This window comes from Pseudoalteromonas sp. SWN166 (assembly GCF_015864485.1).
In the GTDB taxonomy this organism is placed as follows: Bacteria; Pseudomonadota; Gammaproteobacteria; order Enterobacterales; family Alteromonadaceae; genus Pseudoalteromonas.
This window is the reverse complement of the sequence record NZ_JADYXB010000010.1, coordinates 36,251-55,330: the sequence shown is the minus strand read 5'-3', so window position 1 is coordinate 55,330 and position 19,080 is coordinate 36,251. Positions and strand designations below refer to the sequence as shown.

Annotated in this window: 12 protein-coding genes; 5 read left to right on the top strand and 7 right to left on the bottom strand. The window is 39.5% G+C overall.

Annotation, left to right across the window (positions count from 1 at the left end; all coding sequences use genetic code 11):
- Window positions 1-23: 23 nt before the first annotated feature.
- The 3 genes from I6F49_RS08270 to I6F49_RS08260 form a co-directional block, all read right to left on the bottom strand.
- Window positions 24-1,439, bottom strand: a complete 1,416-nt coding sequence (locus I6F49_RS08270; RefSeq protein WP_007584567.1) for an FAD-dependent oxidoreductase — start codon at window positions 1,437-1,439, stop codon at window positions 24-26.
- A 9-nt stretch (window positions 1,440-1,448) separates the two neighbouring features.
- Entirely contained in the window at window positions 1,449-5,906 is a 4,458-nt protein-coding gene (gene gltB, locus I6F49_RS08265; protein WP_197179725.1) for a glutamate synthase large subunit, read from the bottom strand.
- 1,171 nt (window positions 5,907-7,077) lie between these two features.
- Window positions 7,078-7,416, bottom strand: coding sequence for a Grx4 family monothiol glutaredoxin (locus I6F49_RS08260; protein WP_004335359.1), 339 nt, complete (start codon window positions 7,414-7,416; stop codon window positions 7,078-7,080).
- A 266-nt stretch (window positions 7,417-7,682) separates the two neighbouring features.
- Here I6F49_RS08260 and I6F49_RS08255 point away from each other — a divergent pair, with 266 nt between their 5' ends.
- The 4 genes from I6F49_RS08255 (at window position 7,683) to I6F49_RS08240 (ending at window position 13,246) form a co-directional block, all read left to right on the top strand.
- The gene (locus tag I6F49_RS08255; protein ID WP_002960323.1) at window positions 7,683-8,264 is read left to right on the top strand and encodes a superoxide dismutase; all 582 of its coding nucleotides are present in this window, start codon (window positions 7,683-7,685) and stop codon (window positions 8,262-8,264) included.
- 210 nt (window positions 8,265-8,474) lie between these two features.
- Window positions 8,475-10,397, top strand: coding sequence for a PrkA family serine protein kinase (locus tag I6F49_RS08250; RefSeq protein ID WP_197179723.1), 1,923 nt, complete (start codon window positions 8,475-8,477; stop codon window positions 10,395-10,397).
- 31 nt (window positions 10,398-10,428) lie between these two features.
- Complete coding sequence (locus tag I6F49_RS08245; protein ID WP_197179722.1) at window positions 10,429-11,712, top strand: YeaH/YhbH family protein; 1,284 nt, start codon at window positions 10,429-10,431, stop codon at window positions 11,710-11,712.
- A 19-nt stretch (window positions 11,713-11,731) separates the two neighbouring features.
- Window positions 11,732-13,246, top strand: coding sequence for a SpoVR family protein (locus I6F49_RS08240; RefSeq protein WP_197179720.1), 1,515 nt, complete (start codon window positions 11,732-11,734; stop codon window positions 13,244-13,246).
- 162 nt (window positions 13,247-13,408) lie between these two features.
- Here the strand turns inward: I6F49_RS08240 and I6F49_RS08235 are convergent, their stop codons facing one another.
- Both I6F49_RS08235 and I6F49_RS08230 read right to left on the bottom strand, forming a co-directional pair.
- Complete coding sequence (locus I6F49_RS08235; RefSeq protein WP_197179718.1) at window positions 13,409-14,380, bottom strand: sensor domain-containing diguanylate cyclase; 972 nt, start codon at window positions 14,378-14,380, stop codon at window positions 13,409-13,411.
- A gap of 3 nt (window positions 14,381-14,383) precedes the next feature.
- Window positions 14,384-15,388 (bottom strand): response regulator, encoded by a 1,005-nt coding sequence (locus tag I6F49_RS08230; protein ID WP_010553397.1) that lies wholly within the window; start codon window positions 15,386-15,388, stop codon window positions 14,384-14,386.
- Window positions 15,389-15,620: 232 nt separating this feature from the next.
- Between I6F49_RS08230 and tpx the strand changes: the two genes are divergently transcribed.
- Entirely contained in the window at window positions 15,621-16,202 is a 582-nt protein-coding gene (gene tpx / locus I6F49_RS08225) for a thiol peroxidase (protein WP_197179710.1), read from the top strand.
- Between the two features lie 88 nt (window positions 16,203-16,290).
- On the opposite strand, the gene adk is transcribed toward tpx, so the two are convergent.
- Both adk and htpG read right to left on the bottom strand, forming a co-directional pair.
- A complete protein-coding gene (gene adk / locus I6F49_RS08220; RefSeq protein WP_010553395.1) occupies window positions 16,291-16,935 on the bottom strand; it encodes an adenylate kinase in 645 nt (214 codons plus the stop codon).
- Window positions 16,936-17,122: 187 nt separating this feature from the next.
- Window positions 17,123-19,036: a molecular chaperone HtpG gene (gene htpG, locus I6F49_RS08215; protein ID WP_197179708.1), complete on the bottom strand. Its 1,914-nt coding sequence runs from the start codon at window positions 19,034-19,036 to the stop codon at window positions 17,123-17,125.
- Between the last annotated feature and the right edge of the window lie 44 nt (window positions 19,037-19,080).

Sequence of the window (19,080 nt, the reverse complement as noted above, 5' to 3'; positions counted from 1 at the left end):
AATTGTTTATACAAAATAAACAATTAAACTTTTAAGTAATCCATAATGCCTTCTGCAGCATTACGTCCTTCAAAAATAGCAGTTACTACTAAATCTGAACCTCGTACTATATCGCCACCAGCAAATATTTTAGGATTAGTTGTTTGATGTGTAAACTCACCTTGCTCTGGTGCGTTTATGCCGCCCCAGTTGTTTATTTCTACATCGTACTTTTCTAACCAATCCATTTTATGAGGCTGGAAACCAAACGCCATAATAACTTGGTCAGCTTCGATAACATGCTCAGAACCAGGTACTTCTTCCGCTCGGCTTCTGCCTTTTGCGTCAGGTTCGCCTAGCTTAGTTTTAACCATTTTAACGCCGGTCACTTTACCTTTATCGTTCAGTACAATGCCTTTAGGCTGAACGTTGTAGGTAAATATCACACCTTCTTCTTTCGCGTTTTTAACTTCGCGCTTAGATCCAGGCATATTTTCTTTATCACGACGATAAGCACACGTTACTTTAGCAGCATTTTGTCGAATAGACGTACGCACACAGTCCATCGCTGTATCACCACCGCCAAGTACAACTACTTTTTGGTTAGCCATATCAATACACGGTTGTTTTGTCTCGTCGTAGCCCATTACACGGTTTGTGTTACCAATTAAAAATGGCAATGCATCGTGAACGCCCGCGGCGTCTTCGTTTTCAAGGCCTGCACGCATACTCTGATACGTACCAACCCCTAAAAATACAGCGTCATAATCAGCTAAAATTTGATCAAGTGTAATATCAACACCTACTTCAACATTTAACTTAAACTCAACGCCCATTTCAGTGAAAATTTCACGGCGCTTTTGCATTACTGATTTTTCAAGTTTAAAAGAAGGAATACCAAAAGTGAGTAATCCGCCAATTTCTGGATGACGGTCAAACACCACTGGTTTAACGCCATTACGTACTAAAATATCAGCACACCCCAAACCTGCAGGACCTGCACCAATAATGGCTACTTTTTTGTCAGTCCATGTTACATAAGACATATCAGGCTTCCAGCCCATTTTAAATGCCTCATCAGTAATGTATTTTTCAATATTACCAATTGTAACCGCTCCAAACTCTTCATCGAGCGTACACGAACCTTCACACAAGCGGTCTTGTGGGCAAACACGCCCACAAACCTCTGGTAAGCTGTTAGTACGATGAGAAAGCTCAGCCGCCTCTATAATACGGCCCGTGCGTATTAACTTTAACCATTGTGGAATGTAGTTATGTACTGGACATTTCCACTCACAGTATGGGTTACCACAATCTAAACAACGGTCAGCTTGTGAGTTAACTTGATTCTCTGAAAAGGGTTCGTAAATTTCTACGAAAGATTTTTTACGTGACGAGATTGGTTTTTTGCGTGGGTCTACACGCTGCACGTCTATAAATTGATATACATTTTCGCTCATACTGCCCCCTTATTGCGCCTGAACACGTAGTTCGGCACTACTGCGAGCGCGATGCCCGAGTAAACTTTTTACGTCACTTGATATTGGTTTTACTAATTTGAACATCGGTAAGTACAATTCAAAGTTAGCCAAAATACTTTCTGCTCTGCACGAACCCGTAAGCTCTAAATGCTCAGCAATTAAGCCGCGCAAATGCTCTTGATGCGACGTTAATTCGTCTAGTGTTACTATTTCGACAAGCTCTGGATTAATGCGTTTTTCAAAATCATTTCGCTCATCTAAAATATAAGCAAAACCACCTGTCATACCCGCGCCAAAGTTAACGCCTACATTACCAAGTACACATACAACGCCGCCCGTCATGTATTCACAGCCGTTGTCACCTACACCTTCAACAACTGCTTGCACACCTGAGTTACGAACTGCAAAACGCTCGCCTGCACAACCTGCTGCAAACAGTTTTCCGCCTGTAGCGCCGTATAAACATGTGTTTCCGGCAATTGTTGCTTTGTGACTTTCGAACGACGAACCAAGTGGCGGACGAATTACTAACTTACCACCTGCCATGCCTTTGCCTACATAATCGTTAGCATCGCCAACGAGTGTCATTTCAAGGCCACCGGCATTCCACACGCCAAATGATTGGCCTGCTGTACCGTGTAGTTCAATTGCTACAGGGTCAGCCGCCATACCTTGGTTGCCATGCTTATCAGCAATATAGCCAGAAAGCATTGCACCAACCGAGCGATCGGTATTACAAATTCGACTCACTAGCGAAATACCGCTTGAAGTGTCGATAGCATCTTGTGCTTTAGCTAATAAACTTTCGTTTAACTCACCTAAGTAATGCGAGCTATTAGGCGCACTACAATAAAGAGTCTCACCTGTTGGGTTATTTGGTTGAGCAATAACAGACGATAAATCAATTTTTTTCTGTTTTGCTGTTTTACCTTCAATTTCTTCAAGTAAATCTAAGCGACCAATTAAGTCAGTTAAATTAGCAACGCCGAGGCTTGCCATAATTTCACGCGCTTCTTGGGCTATAAACTTAAAGTAGTTCATCGCCATTTCTGGTAAGCCATGGTAATGCTTTTGACGAAGTGTTTCGTCTTGTGTTGCAACACCGGTCGCACAGTTATTTAAATGACAAATACGAAGGTATTTACAACCAAGCGCAACCATTGGGCCAGTACCAAAGCCAAAGCTTTCCGCACCTAAAATGGCTGCTTTAATAATATCTAAACCTGTTTTTAAACCACCGTCTGTTTGTAGGCGAATACGGTGACGAAGGCCATTTTCAACAAGTGCTTGCTGTGTTTCAGCAAGTCCTAGCTCCCACGGGCTACCTGCATACTTAACAGACGTCAGTGGGCTTGCGCCTGTACCGCCGTCATAACCAGAAATAGTAATTAAATCGGCGTACGCTTTAGCAACACCTGTCGCAATGGTTCCTACGCCTGGTTCTGAAACCAGTTTTACAGAAATAAGTGCTTTAGGGTTTACTTGTTTTAAATCGAAAATCAGCTGCGCTAAATCTTCAATTGAATAAATATCGTGATGTGGCGGTGGCGAAATTAACGTCACACCTGGAACCGAATAACGAAGTTTAGCAATATAAGGCGTTACTTTTTCACCCGGTAATTGACCGCCTTCACCTGGTTTTGCACCTTGCGCTACTTTAATTTGAATAACGTCAGCACTACGTAAGTAATGAGGCGTTACGCCAAATCGACCTGAAGCGACTTGCTTAATACGCGAGTTTTTCTCGGTACCATAACGTAGTTTATCTTCGCCGCCTTCACCTGAGTTTGAACACCCCCCTAAGCGGTTCATTGCAATTGCTAGCGCCTCATGCGCTTCTGGAGATAGTGCACCAATACTCATCGCTGCTGAATCAAAGCGCTTATATAGGTTTTCTGCAGATTCTACCTCATCGATGCTTATGCCTTGCTCTGGTAATTTAAGCGCTAACATATCGCGCAAAGTAGCTATAGGGCGATTATTAACTAAATCGGCGTAAGCACTGTAGTCTTTATAGTCACCTGAGCGTACCGCTTTTTGAAGCGTTTGAATAACATCAGGGTTATAAGCATGATACTCACCACCGTGAACGTACTTAAATAAACCACCGTGGCTTAATAATTTACGTTTGCTTAAAGCAAGTTTGTGCAAACTTTGCTGATCGTCATCAAAGTCGGTAAAGCATGCGCCTTGTATGCGACTTGCCACCCCTTTAAAACACATATCAACAATAGCGTCAGATAAACCAACCGCTTCAAACAACATTGAACAACGATATGATGCAACCGTACTTATGCCCATTTTAGACATGATTTTGTATAAGCCTTTATTAATGGCTTTACGGTAAGCAAGAGTTACCTCGCAGTACGATTTATTAATAATTTTGCTGTCGCTCATCGCAACAAGCGACTCATACGCTAGGTATGGGTAAATTGCTGTAGCACCAAAACCTAATAGCACAGCAAACTGATGAGCATCACGAACGCTACCGGTTTCAATGATAATGTTTGATTCACAACGAAGGTTGTTATCAACTAAACGTTTTTGTACCGCACCTACAGCCATAGCTGCTGGAATTGGTAAATTTACTTCATCAAAGTTACGGTCAGTTAAAATAAGCATAATACAGCCAGCGGCTGCTTTTTCTTGTGCTTGGTCACAAATACGCGTGACCGCGTTTTCTAAACCTTCTTCAACTGTGTAGGTAATATCAATTTTACAGTAGCTGTAATGCGCTTCATCAGCATTTAATAGCTGCTGCATGTCTGCGTACATTAAAATTGGTGTATCGAACTGTAGACGCTTAGCGTGGCCTGTAGTTTCGTTAAATACGTTTTGCTCGCTACCAATACAGGTTGCAAGTGACATTACATGGTTTTCACGCAGTGGATCGATAGGTGGATTTGTTACTTGTGCAAATTTTTGGCGGAAGTAATCATACAGCGAGCGATGCCCTTCACTAAGCACAGCAAATGGCGTGTCATCACCCATTGAGCCGGTTGCTTCTTGGCCGTTTTCACCCATTACACGAATAACGCTATCAAGCTCTTCGTTGGTATAACCAAACATTTTTTGATATTTAGCCAGTGTTTCTTCATCGAACGAACGATTACCCGCATCTTGCTCAGTAAGTTCTTCAAACGGAGTAAGGCGTTTAACGTTTTCTTCAAGCCATGACTTGTAAGGATGGCGAGATTTTAAATCTTGATCAATTTCATCTGAGTGCCAAATTTTGCCAAGCTTAGTATCAATTACTAATAATTCACCTGGACCAACACGGCCTTTTTCAACCACTTCATCAGCGGTGTAATCCCAAATACCGACTTCTGATGCAAGCGTAATAAAACCATCTTGTGTAATTACATAACGCGCTGGGCGAAGTCCATTACGGTCAAGGTTACATGCCGCAAAACGACCATCCGACATTACAATACCTGCCGGGCCATCCCATGGTTCCATATGCATAGAGTTAAAGTCGTAAAATGCACGTAAATCGTCGTCCATTGCACGGTTTTTCTGCCATGCAGGTGGCACAAGCATACGCATAGCACGGAATAAATCCATTCCACCGGCTAAAAATAGCTCAAGCATATTATCTAGGCTTGATGAATCAGAACCGGTTTCGTTTACAAACGGCGCTGCGCTTTGTAAATCAGGAATAAGCGGTGACGCAAACTTATATGAACGTGCGCGTGCCCACTGGCGGTTACCTTCAATAGTATTAATTTCACCATTGTGTGCTAAATAGCGGAAAGGTTGAGCTAAAGGCCAACGCGGCTGAGTATTAGTAGAAAAGCGCTGATGGAAAACACAAATCGCACTCGTCATACGAATATCAGCTAAATCTAAGTAAAAATTAGGTAAATCCGCAGGCATCATTAAGCCTTTATAGATAGTTACCAAACCAGATAGACTTGCGATATAGAAAGCTTCGTCATCAACAATGCGCTTTTCAGCGCGACGACGCGCTACATATAAGCGGCGCTCTAAGTCTTTAGAACGCCAACCTTCTGGCGCGCTAACAAAAATTTGTTCAAAACCTGGTAATTGCTGTACAGCAATAGGACCCAACATAGATGGGTCAGTTGGCACAACGCGCCAACCTAAAATATTTAACGTTTCTTTTTCTAATTCTTCGCTAAGTATTTGTTTTGCAGCCTGCGCTAATACGGGATCTGAATTTAAAAATATCATACCCACTGCATAGTTTTTTCCTAAGTGCCAGTTATGTTCACTAGCAATAGCACGGAAAAAGCTATCTGGTTTTTGTAATAACAAACCACAGCCATCGCCTGTTTTACCATCAGCAGATATACCGCCACGGTGCTGCATGCGATCAAGCCCCGTAATAGCAGTACGAATAAGCCTATGACTAGCTTGACCATTAACTTGGGCTATTAAGCCAAAGCCACAATTTTCTTTTTCTAACTTTGAGTCGTATAACATAGACCCCTCCCCTTGCTGCACTGTTAGCGTGGATGAACTGCTCGACGATTTGCTAACAGACGGACAAAACTAGCCTCTATCTTAAATAGAGTCAATAGCACTTTGAATACATATTCACATTCTTGAATATTTCTCACTTCATAGCAAGATTTCTTTTTATCATTATTTTTAACATTTAGCGTTATTTTAACCACTATTTTTTCATGACACTGGTGTCAAGTTTAACATATTGTAAAAAACACGAGCCCTAAGCGTTACAGCTTACGTAAACGTAAACACAACCAAGAGTGAATAAGTATTCAATGTTGGAGGGGCTATTCAGTTAACATTTAGATAGTTTTATGCTATTTCATTACTTTAATGGCTTAACATCCCCGATTATTGCTGCTCATTAGTATAGTTATGAAAGTTCATGTCATTTTTTGTACGTTAATAGTGAATTTTTATTTAAAGCAGTGTTTGATGTAGACATAAATTAAAGATCTAGAAAGTAAGAACCACAGATGCACTTGCCCTATTACAGAGTCCGGAGTTAGTAAATTAGTTAATAGATCATTGGTAGTGAGGCTAAGAAATAAAAAATTCACATATTGGATTACAAGCAGATTAAATTCAGCTAGAGCATCTACTTATTGACTTGTTTAAAATGCATACAAGTCGATTCCAATACCAGTGAAATACACATTTAGGTCGAATGTGTAACGCAAGCGTTTGTCATAAATGAAAACGACAACAGTAAAAAATCAGCTAGCTAGCAAGTAATGGAATGCTTTAGTGCCTTTGTATTCAACAAAAAGTACAAGGAGTAATTCGGGAATGGCCATTTATAAATAATACAATTCCATTAAGTATGTGATCTGAATTTTACGCCGAAAAAACAATTCAGTTCTAGGCGTAAATTGATGTAAATGGTTGTTCCCTTTACGAAATTGACAACAAAGAAATGGGTTGTTTTAGCAAGTAAAATAGATCAGCTATTTATTGGAATTGGTATAAATTGCAGAAAAACATTAATAGCACATAAGTTTACATAACAAAAAGAGGTGGGGTTAAACGTGCAGGCGAGTCTTCCCTACTCGTAGATTTTCAACGATTAAAAACAACAAAGCCACTTAAAAAGTGGCTTTGTGTTTAAAGAGCTTAATAACCTGAGTTCAGGTTGAGTAATAAATTACTCTGCGTCAGCTTCTTTATATTTAGCAGCAGTTTCTGTAATTAACGGCTGTAACTCACCGCGTTGGAACATTTCAATAATAATGTCACAACCACCAACTAACTCGCCATCTACCCAAAGCTGTGGGAAAGTTGGCCAATTTGCATATGCTGGAAGTTCAGCACGAATGTCTGGATTAAGTAAAATATCAACGTATGCAAATGGTTCACCACATGACATTAGCGCTTGTGATGCTTGTGAAGAAAAACCACAATTTGGTAATTTTGGTGACCCTTTCATGAAAAGGATTATTGGGTTTTCTGAAATTTGCTGTTTAATTTTATCAATGGTTTCCATCTACAACCTCAAAGTAACGATAGCTAAATATATTTAGGTCTTGAAAATAACTCATCGTGACCACAAATATATAACTTAAAATGGGCAAATAAAGCCGCAATTGAAATAGTCTTTCGCAATAGCATTGCTGTTTGCTTAAACTTGAGTAAAATACTCAACAATTATAGTAACACTATATTACCGCTTGGTATAGGTAAGCGCTCTGTTCCAACAGGCATTACGTATTACCAAATGGACTATCAACCAAAGAAGATGGAGATAAAAAAATGGCATTTGAACTACCGTCACTACCATATGCAATCGACGCACTTGAGCCACATATTTCAAAAGAAACACTAGAGTTTCACCATGGCAAACACCACAACACTTACGTGGTTAAGCTTAATGGTTTAATCCCTGGTACTGAGTTTGAAAATAAATCTCTAGAAGAGATCGTATGTTCATCAGAAGGCGGCGTATTTAACAACGCAGCACAAATCTGGAACCATACTTTTTACTGGAACAGCTTATCTCCAAACGGCGGCGGCGAGCCTACTGGCGCAGTTGCTGATGCAATCAACGCTAAATGGGGTTCTTTTGATGCGTTTAAAGATGCATTAAATGATAAAGCAGTAAATAACTTTGGTTCAAGCTGGACGTGGTTAGTTAAGCTTGCTGATGGTTCACTAGACATCGTTAATACATCTAACGCTGCTACACCATTAACTGATGATGGCGTTACTCCAATCCTTACAGTGGATTTATGGGAACACGCTTACTACATTGATTACCGTAACGTTCGTCCAGATTACCTTAAAGGTTTTTGGTCGCTTGTTAACTGGGAATTCGCGAACGCTAACTTCGCTTAATTAGCCTTTAAACGCTAATGTAAAAAAGACGCTTAGGCGTCTTTTTTTGTTTTTTATTTATCACACCCAAGCGCCTCATCATTTAATAAAACACTTTTAGTAACATGATCTTTTTTCACTTAAATTTTTAATTTTATTGCACAAAAATACACATTCGTGACTAGACTTTAAAAGGTAAGCACCTTTTTACAGCGGGTTTCGGAGGTTATTATGACGATTTTTGAGCATTACCAAGCACGATACGAAGCAGCAAAGGAAGAAGAATACAGTATCGCTGAATTTCTTGAGATTTGTAAAACCGATAAGTCTGCCTACGCCAGCGCACCAGAACGCCTACTCATGGCAATTGGCGAACCAAACATGGTAGATACCGCAACGGATGCACGACTAAGCCGGTTATTTTCTAATAGAGTAGTTGCGCGCTACCCAGCTTTTACTGATTTTTATGGTATGGAAGACGCCATTGAGCAAATAGTCTCTTATTTAAAACACGCAGCCCAAGGGCTTGAAGAATGCAAACAAGTGCTTTATCTACTTGGACCTGTTGGTGGCGGTAAATCATCCATTGCCGAAAAACTAAAATATTTAATGCAACAAGTGCCTATTTATTCAATTAAAGGCTCTCCGGTTAACGATCATCCCCTTGCATTATTTGACCCAATAGATGACGCCGACGTACTCAGCCAAGAATACGGTATTAAACCGCGCTACTTAAAAACCATTATGTCGCCTTGGGCTGGCAAACGCTTAAAAGAATTCAATGGTGATATTAGCCAGTTTAGAGTGGTTAAACGCTACCCTTCTATTTTAAACCAAATAGGCATTGCCAAAACCGAACCTGGAGATGAAAATAACCAAGATATTTCAGCACTGGTTGGTAAGGTCGATATTCGCCAGCTTGAGCATTTTGCCCAAAACGATCCTGATGCATACGCCTACTCTGGCTCTTTATGTTTAGCTAACCAAGGGCTTATGGAATTTGTAGAAATGTTTAAAGCGCCTATTAAAGTGCTGCATCCTTTGCTTACCGCAACCCAAGAAGGTAACTACAACGGAACAGAAGGCATTAGTGCTCTGCCCTTTAATGGCATGATCCTCGCCCACTCGAATGAGTCTGAGTGGCAAACCTTTAAAAACAATAAAAACAACGAAGCATTTTTAGACCGTGTTTATATTGTAAAAGTACCTTACTGCTTACGTGTAACCGAAGAAATTAAAATTTACGACAAATTACTTGAGCACAGCGAGCTATACAACGCGCCATGCGCACCAGGTACACTTAAAACATTGGCGCAATTTACGACGCTATCACGCTTAAAAGAGCCAGAAAATTCAAGTATCTATTCAAAAATGCGGGTATACGATGGCGAAACTCTAAAAGACACCGACCCTAAAGCAAAATCGTATCAAGAGTATCGTGATTACGCAGGTGTTGATGAAGGCATGACGGGACTATCTACCCGCTTTGCGTTTAAGATTTTATCTCGCGTGTTTAACTTTGATACCACTGAGGTTGCTGCAAATCCGGTACATTTATTTTATGTACTAGAGCAACAAATTGAACGAGAGCAATTTAGTAGCGAAGTTGAAGAGCGCTATTTAAGCTTTTTAAAAGGCTATTTAATACCGCAATACGTTGATTTTATAGGTAAAGAACTGCAAACCGCCTATTTAGAATCGTATTCAGAATACGGACAAAACATTTTTGACCGTTATGTTATTTATGCAGACTTTTGGATTCAAGATCAAGAGTATCGCGACCCTGATACCGGACAACTATTTGACCGCGAGGCACTTAATGCCGAACTTGAAAAAATAGAAAAGTCAGCAGGAATTTCTAATCCTAAAGATTTTCGTAATGAAATAGTGAACTTTGTACTGCGTGCCCGTGCGCACAACAATGGTAAAAACCCACTATGGACAAGCTACGAAAAGCTACGCACGGTGATTGAGAAAAAAATGTTCTCTAATACCGAAGATTTACTCCCTGTTATTTCGTTTAATACTAAAACGTCTGCAGAGGATCAGCAAAAGCACGAAGACTTTGTGAACCGTATGGTAGAAAAAGGCTATACACAAAAACAAGTTCGCTTGTTATCTGAGTGGTATTTACGGGTTAGAAAATCGCAGTAACCTTCATAGTCGTAGTATATAGGAGGTCATAATGGCGCATTTTATTGATAGGCGTTTAAACGGAAAAAATAAAAGTACGCTTAATCGCCAGCGCTTTATTAGGCGCTATAAAAAGCAAATTAAAGAAGCGGTTTCAGATGCGATAAACAAACGCAACGTTACCGATTCAAGCTCTGGTGAGAGTATTTCTATTCCACAACGCGATATCAGCGAACCTACCTTCCATCAAGGAAAAGGCGGTGATAGAGAGCAGATTCATCCAGGTAACGATCAGTTTTCTACCGGTGATAAAATTGAGCGCCCTAAAGGCGGACAAGGCGGCGGTGCCGGTGAAGGTGACGCCAGCGATTCGGGCGAAGGACAAGATGAATTTATATTCTCTATTTCAAAAGATGAATACCTTGATTTACTATTTGAAGATTTAGAACTTCCTAACTTACAAGAAAACCAACTTGATAAGTTAGTGCAAATGAAAACCCATCGCGCAGGGTTTTGTAGTGATGGTATGCCAAGCAATATTGATATTGTTCGTTCACTTCAAGGCTCACTTGCACGGCGTGTTGCCATGAGTGCTGGTAAAAAACGCCGTTTAAAAGAGCTCGAAGAGCAACTTACTTTACTGCTTGCTGGCCCGCATAACGATAAAGCGGCAATTGCTTTATTACAAAAAGAAATTGCAGCATTAAAAGTGCAAATTAAATCGGTTCCGTTTATTGATAACTACGATTTACGTTTTCGTAATTACGAAAAGCGTCCTCACCCCACCAGCAAAGCAGTGATGTTTTGTATTATGGATGTGTCAGGCTCAATGGATCAGGTAACAAAAGACATGGCAAAGCGTTTTTATATTTTACTTTATCAGTTTTTAACGCGCAGCTATAAAGACATAGAAGTTGTTTATATTCGCCACCACACACAAGCAAAAGAAGTAGACGAACAAGAGTTTTTTTATTCTCAAGAAACTGGCGGTACCATTGTTTCGAGCGCACTTAAATTAATGAACGAAATAATAAAAGAGCGTTATCGCGCAAACGAGTGGAATGTATACGCCGCACAAGCCTCTGATGGCGACAACTGGGCGGACGACACCCCGCAGTGTGGTGAAATTTTACGTAATAAGCTTTTAAGCGCAGTACGTTATTTTGCTTATATTGAAATAACCACTCGTGCTCATCAAAGCCTATGGTGCGAATATGAATCTATAACAAACAGTCATAATAATTTCGCCATACAGCATATTCAAAGCGTTGAAGATATTTACCCAATTTTTAGGGAGCTATTTAAAAAAGGTCGTCAACAGCAAAACTCTGCATAGCCAAAAGCGAGGTAGCATTATGAATGATAAACGAATGAGTGATGGCCCAGATTGGACCTTTGATTTATTAAATGAGTATCAAGGTGAAATTGCCCGTGTTGCAGCTCACTACAGGTTAAGCACATACCCTAATCAAATTGAAGTGATAACCGCAGAGCAGATGATGGATGCTTATTCAAGCGTTGGTATGCCTATTGGCTATAGTCATTGGTCTTACGGTAAAAAGTTTATTCAAACTGAGCAAAATTATAAGCGCGGACAAATGGGCCTTGCTTACGAAATAGTGATAAATTCAGACCCCTGTATTGCGTACTTAATGGAAGAAAATACCTTACCTATGCAAGCGCTTGTAATGGCACATGCATGTTACGGACATAACTCATTTTTTAAAGGTAATTACTTATTTAAAACCTGGACAGATGCAGCTTCAATTATTGATTACTTGGTATTTGCTAAAAACTACATAAGCCGCTGTGAAGAAAAACACGGTATTACCCAAGTAGAAGCCCTTCTCGACTCATGTCATGCATTAATGAATTACGGGGTCGATCGCTACAAACGTCCTCAACAAATATCGCTATTTGAAGAGCAAAAACGCCAACAAGAGCGCGAAGACTACCTCCAATCGCAAGTAAACGAATTATGGCAAACTATTCCTGAGCAACAGCAAGAAACCAAAAAGAAAGTACGCCATTTCCCTTCTGAACCCCAAGAAAATATTTTGTATTTTATTGAAAAAAATGCCCCATTACTCGATTCTTGGCAACGTGAAGTGATACGTATTGTTCGTAAAATTTCGCAATACTTTTATCCACAAAAGCAAACTCAAGTAATGAACGAAGGTTGGGCAACTTTTTGGCATTACACCATACTTAATCACTTATATGATGAGGGGAAGCTCACCGACTCTTTCATGTTAGAGTTTTTACAAAGCCACACCAACGTAGTTTATCAGCCACCTTATAACAGTAAGTATTATTCAGGTATTAACCCATATGCGTTAGGCTTTAATATGATGGTTGATATTCGCAGAATGTGTGAGTATCCAACGGAGGAAGATAAACGCTGGTTTCCTGAGTATGCAGGCAGTAATTGGCTAGATACCCTGCATTTTGCAATGCAAAACTTTAAAGATGAGAGTTTTATTAGCCAGTTTTTATCGCCTAAGTTAATTCGTGATTTTAAATTATTTACTATTATTGACCATACTAATAACCCCCATTTAGAAATTGGCGCAATACATAACGACAACGGCTATAAAGCAGTAAGAGAAGCACTCTCAGCGCAGTATAATTTAAGTAATCATGAACCTAACATTCAAGTATATGACGTTGATATTAGAGGTGACCGTTCGCTAACCCTACGCTATGTGCCTCATAACAATATTCCTTTAGCAAACTCGCACGAAGAAGTACTCAAGCATCTTTATAGGCTATGGGGCTTTAAAGTAAAACTAGAACAAGAGTCAAGCTCTGGTGAAGCCTCTATAATTGGTCAGTGTCCAGTCGATGACTCTCGCCATATAACACAATAGTAAGGGACAATAAAGCTTTTCATATTGATTGGTTTTCATACTGATTGGTTTTCATACTGACTGGTTTTCATACTGACTGGTTTCATACTGATTGGATTGGCTCAGCAGAATATACAAACATAGTATTATTTAATCTTAAATTCTAGATATAAAAAATGACGCTTAAGCGTCATTTTTTATATCTGTATAGGCTGTCACTTTGTTTCGGCCTGTATTTTTTGAGTGATATAACGCTTTATCGGCAGCTTCTATCCAGCGCTCATGATTTTTAAACTCATTACTATTGCCAGCAAAGCCAATGCTCACCGTCATTTTTATTTCAAAGTGTTTATACTTAACTGGATTTGACTCTATATGTACTCTTAAACGTTCAGCAAATATAGTCGCCCCCGCTTTATCAGTATCAAGTAAAGTCACTGCAAACTCTTCACCACCATAACGGCCAGCTATATCAGTTTCACGCAGTGTAGTACGTAATAAGTTTGATAGATGACGGAGCGCTTCATCGCCGCAACTATGCCCGTATTCATCATTAATTTTTTTAAAGTGATCAATATCAAACATTAATAATGTACTACAACCACCACTTCGCTTAACTCTTAAAAACTCTTGGCGTAGCGTACCTTCCCAATGCCCGCGGTTTGCAAGCTGCGTTAAGCTATCTGTTTGACTTACTTGTTCTAATTTTTTGTTTAACTCTTCAAGCTCTTTTTTATTGACCGCGACATCTGTTACATCATACAAAATAATACAAATATGACTCACTTCGCCCATCGTATTTGTAAGAGGGATAAATGTCGCATTTTGATACATGTAATCAGCTTTACCGGTAATAGGTCGATAATTTTTGAACCTAAAAATGTAAGGCTGCTGTTCCCAAATAGTAAAAGAGCGGTTTTTTAAAACAAAAACCGACTCAGATTTACTTCTAAACCATTTTTCGTCTATTGCTGGAAATAAGTCAAATAGGTCTTTATCTTTTACTGCGCTTGGTAAAAGCCCTGAATGGTTTTCCATAAAACCATTCCATACACACACTTTATAGTCTCTATTTAGTACAACAAGGCCTACATCTACGGTATTAAACATATCCATTAACCAATGGATCTCAGTCATCTCTAAATCAGCAGCCATAACTTAATCTTCTAATAGGTAAGCAACTTTGTACTTCAAAGTTTTAAGTGAATCTTCAGTAAATAACAGCATGAGATCACAATTTATATCATGGTTTTCAATACCGTAACTAATCTCTATAGCAAGCGTGCGCTGCCAACGTGATTTATTCGATTTTACCAGCTCAGACACGTCTCTGTGTTGACCAAGTACAATCGGGTGCCCTTGGCTAAATGACATATCAAGCTGTTTTGAAAGGCCTGTTAAAATAGCGCCTATCAAAATATTACTAATATCCATTAGCAGCTCAAGTTCAACCTTGTCGTTTAACTCGCCATCATAATTCATCAATGAAGCGATTTCTTTGAAGCTTGAATCATTTAAAAGTAATAGTGCCTCGCCCGAAATACCACCGCCAATAAAGCCTTGGCACACCCCCGATGTAGCAGCGTTATTATCAATAGAGCGTAGCGCCATATCGAGTTCGTTAACTTCTAAAATATTTACATTCGGAATTGGAAGCTTTACAAACACATTAAGCAGACGCGCAAGTAAATCCCCTGCTTGGCCCATAGCAACGTTAGTGAGCTCTTGGTATATGTCACGTACATCAGGGTCAACTTGCTCTCCTAATGAATGAGAGAGACGTTCACGCATGGCTTTGTCTTTAATTCCATGGTGTTCAATTATGCTGGCTAGTTTTTCGGGGGAACATGGCTTTTGAATAAAATCGATAGCACCCAGCTCAAGCACTCTTTGGTGTGCACTTGGTTGTATATCACCAGAGACAACAACAGTGAGTATATTAAGCCCTTGTTCTTTCATAGCTATTAATACTTCATAGCCATCCATTTCTGGCATGTTTAAATCGAGAAAAAGTATCTCTGGTTCAATTAATTTTATTTGCTTTATGCAGTCAACGCCGTCAAGTGCAAATTCAACTTTAATGTCCCAATCTTCAGGTAATGAACGAGCTAACTGACGCCTAGCTAATTTTGAGTCATCACATATTAATACTGATGTTGACATATTATCTCTCTGTTTCTAAACCCGTCATGAGCATTAAAATTATTGTATAAAGGTTTTTATTTTTATTATCAAAGATATCTTTTGTAACTCCATGTTAATCAAAGTTTAGCCCAGTTACAATTTTTATATCGCAGAGCTAATACCTACTCTATTAGCAGGTTTAATCACTTGGTTACCATAGCGCAGTATAATACACTGACGCCCATTGCGTTAATTTAAAAGGAAATACCTTATGTTACGTTCACTTGCCTTTGCTTTGAGTGCATTTTGCTCTGTGGCTATTGCAGCAGACTATCCAGAAAATACGCTTGATGTAGGAAAAGTATCTGCACAAGGCAAACCAGTCACTTTATTAGGCAAAGGTGTCTCAGTAGGAGATAGCGCGCCAAATTTTAAAGTTGTTGATGACAACTTCATTCCGGTAACACTTGAGGATTATAAAGGCCAAGCTGTATTGATAAGTGTAGTACCGAGCCTTGATACCGGTATTTGTAGCCTGCAAACAAAACACTTTAACGAAAAAGTAGCCTCACAATTCCCAAGTGTTGTAATACTAACAATTAGTGCAGATTTACCTTTTGCTCAAAAACATTTTTGTAAAGCTGAAAACATTGATAAAGTCACTACGCTATCTGATTCTGTTTGGCGAGATTTTGGCCAGAATTATGGATTGATAATCAAAGACATGGGCTTATTAACGCGAACTGTACTTATTTTAGATGAAAGCCATAACATAATTTATAAACAATTAGTTAGTAGCCTTTCAACTGAACCAGAATACAACAGCGTAATTGAGAAACTTAAAACGCTTTAAAGCCGGTTAAATAGCACTGATTAAGCAATGCTAAGCAGCCTTAAAACAAAAAACCGCCAATTGGCGGTTTTTTAATGTGCTTTTATAATTAACCTAAAAGCTCACCAAGCTGTGAACTTACAGCTTCAACGGCTTGTGTACCATCTAGTTTATGGTATTGAGTATTACCAGCAGCAGCTTCTGCTTGGTAGTAATCAACTAATGGCATAGTTTGCTCGTGGTAAATACCTAAACGTTTACGTACTGTTTCTTCAGTATCATCAGCGCGAACAATTAAGTCCTCGCCAGTTTCGTTATCTTTACCTTCCACTTTTGGTGGATTATAAACAATATGGTAAACACGACCAGAACCAGGATGAACGCGACGTCCGCCCATGCGCTCAACAATCACTTCATCAGCAACATCAAATTCAATAACGTGATCAACCACTACGCCATTTTCTTTCATTGCATCAGCTTGAGGAATAGTGCGTGGGAAGCCATCAAGTAAAAAGCCCTTCTCACAATCCGCTTTAGTAATACGCTCTTTTACTAAACCAATAATAATATCATCAGAAATTAGTTGACCAGCATCCATTACTTTTTTTGCTTCTAGGCCTAGTGGTGTGCCTTCTTTAATTGCCGCACGTAACATATCGCCAGTAGAAATTTGTGGAATACCGTATTTGTCCATTAAAAACTGAGCTTGAGTACCTTTACCTGCACCCGGCGCGCCCAAAAGAATAATGCGCATATTATTGTCCCCTAGTATGGATAATTATTTTAAAGCCTGAATTCTTCCACAAGCGCCGCCGATACTCAAGCAACTTATACTAATTGATGAGTTGCAGGTGTATTTACAGCGCATTAAAAAGGGAACACACGTTCCCTTTTATTTAAAGTATATAATTTATACTTTTATTAACTAAATAGCTAACTGACTATTTGCTTAGTTCAAGCATAAGCTTGTTTAAGCGAGTAACAAATCCTGTTGGATCTTTAAGTGTACCGCGCTCTGCAAGTAATGCTTGGTCTAGTAAAACATGTGACCACTGTGAAAACTTATCTTCATCTTGTTCATCATTTAAGTGCTTAACAAGTTGATGCTCTGGGTTTAGCTCAAACACAGGTTTAGCTTCTGGCGCAGCTTGACCAACAGATTCCATTAGCTTTTGCATTTGTGAGCTCATGTCATTGTCGTCGCTTACAACACATGCTGGAGAGTCTGTTAAGCGATGCGTAAAGCGTACTTCTTTAACATCTTCACCAAGTGCTGTTTTAATACGTTCAACAAGGCCTGCCATTTCTTTTTCAGACTCTTCTTGTGCTTTTTTAGTTTCTTCGTCGTCAAGTTTACCTAAATCTAGGTCACCACGTGTGATTGACTGTAGTTGCTTATCAGCAAATTCAGTTAAGTGGCTCATCATCCACTCATCAACGCGGTCACTTAATAGTAATACTTCAATGCCTTTTTTGCGGAAAATTTCTAAATGCGGTGAGTTTTTCGCAGAAGTAAATGTATCAGCTACTACGTAGTAAATCTTATCTTGACCTTCGTTCATGCGCTCAACATATTGCTCAAGCGACACATCTTGCGTTTCTGAATCAGTATGAGTGGACGAAAAACGTAATAGCTTACACACAGCTTCTTTATTTGCTGCATCTTCAGCTGGGCCTTCTTTCATTACTTGGCCAAACTCATTCCAAAACACTTGGTAATCGTCAGCTTTGTTTTTAGCCATACGCTCAAGCATTTTAATAATGCGCGATGTACACCCTTTACGAATAGCTTGCGTTACTTTGTTATCTTGTAGAATTTCACGAGATACGTTTAATGGTAAATCGTTTGAATCTAGTAAACCTTTTACAAAGCGAAGGTAGCTTGGCATAAACTGCTCAGCATCATCCATTACAAATACACGTTGTACGTAAAGTTTTAAGCCACTTTGACGTTCACGGTTCCATAAATCGAAAGGTGCTTTTTTAGGGATGTATAAAAGGCTAGTGTATTCAGTTTTACCTTCAACCTTATTATGTGCCCAGCTAAGTGGATCTTCCCAGTCGTGGCTTACGTGCTTGTAAAACTCTTTGTATTCTTCATCAGAAAGCTCTGACTTATCACGCGTCCACAGTGCAGTAGCACGGTTAATGCTTTCCCACTCGCCTGGTACTGCTGGGATTTTTTCGCCGTCTTCGCCTTCAGACTCTGGAACTTCTGCTTTAAACATTTGTACTGGTGTAGAAATATGGTCTGAGTATTTAGTAACAATGCCACGCAGGCGGTACTCGTCAGCAAATTCTTTTTCTTCATCACGAAGATGTAGAATGATGTCGGTACCACGGCCTTCTTTTTCAATTTCTTGAAGCGTGTATTCGCCTTCACCTTGAGATTCCCACTCGTAAGCTGTTGTTTCACCCGCTTTACGTGTACGAACAGTCACTAAATCGGCAACAATAAATGCTGAGTAAAAACCAACACCAAATTGGCCAATTAGCTGTGAATCTTTACTTTGATCACCCGTTAAGTTTTTGAAAAACTCAGCAGTACCCGATTTTGCAATAGTACCCAATGAGCTTATTACTTCATCGCGTGTCATACCAATACCATTATCAGAAATAGTAATGGTGTTAGCTTCTTTATCTGCGCTAATACGAACACGTAAATCGGCATCACCTTGGTAAAGGTCGCCTTGAGATAGCGCTAAAAAACGTAACTTGTCTGCCGCATCTGATGCGTTCGACACAAGTTCGCGTAAGAATATTTCTTTATTAGAATAAAGAGAATGAATCATTAAGTTTAATAATTGTTTTACTTCTGTTTGAAAGCCTAATGTTTCTTTTTGTGCTGCAGTCATTTATATATCTCCAATTTGCAAAGTGTCTGCGTTATGCACTTAAT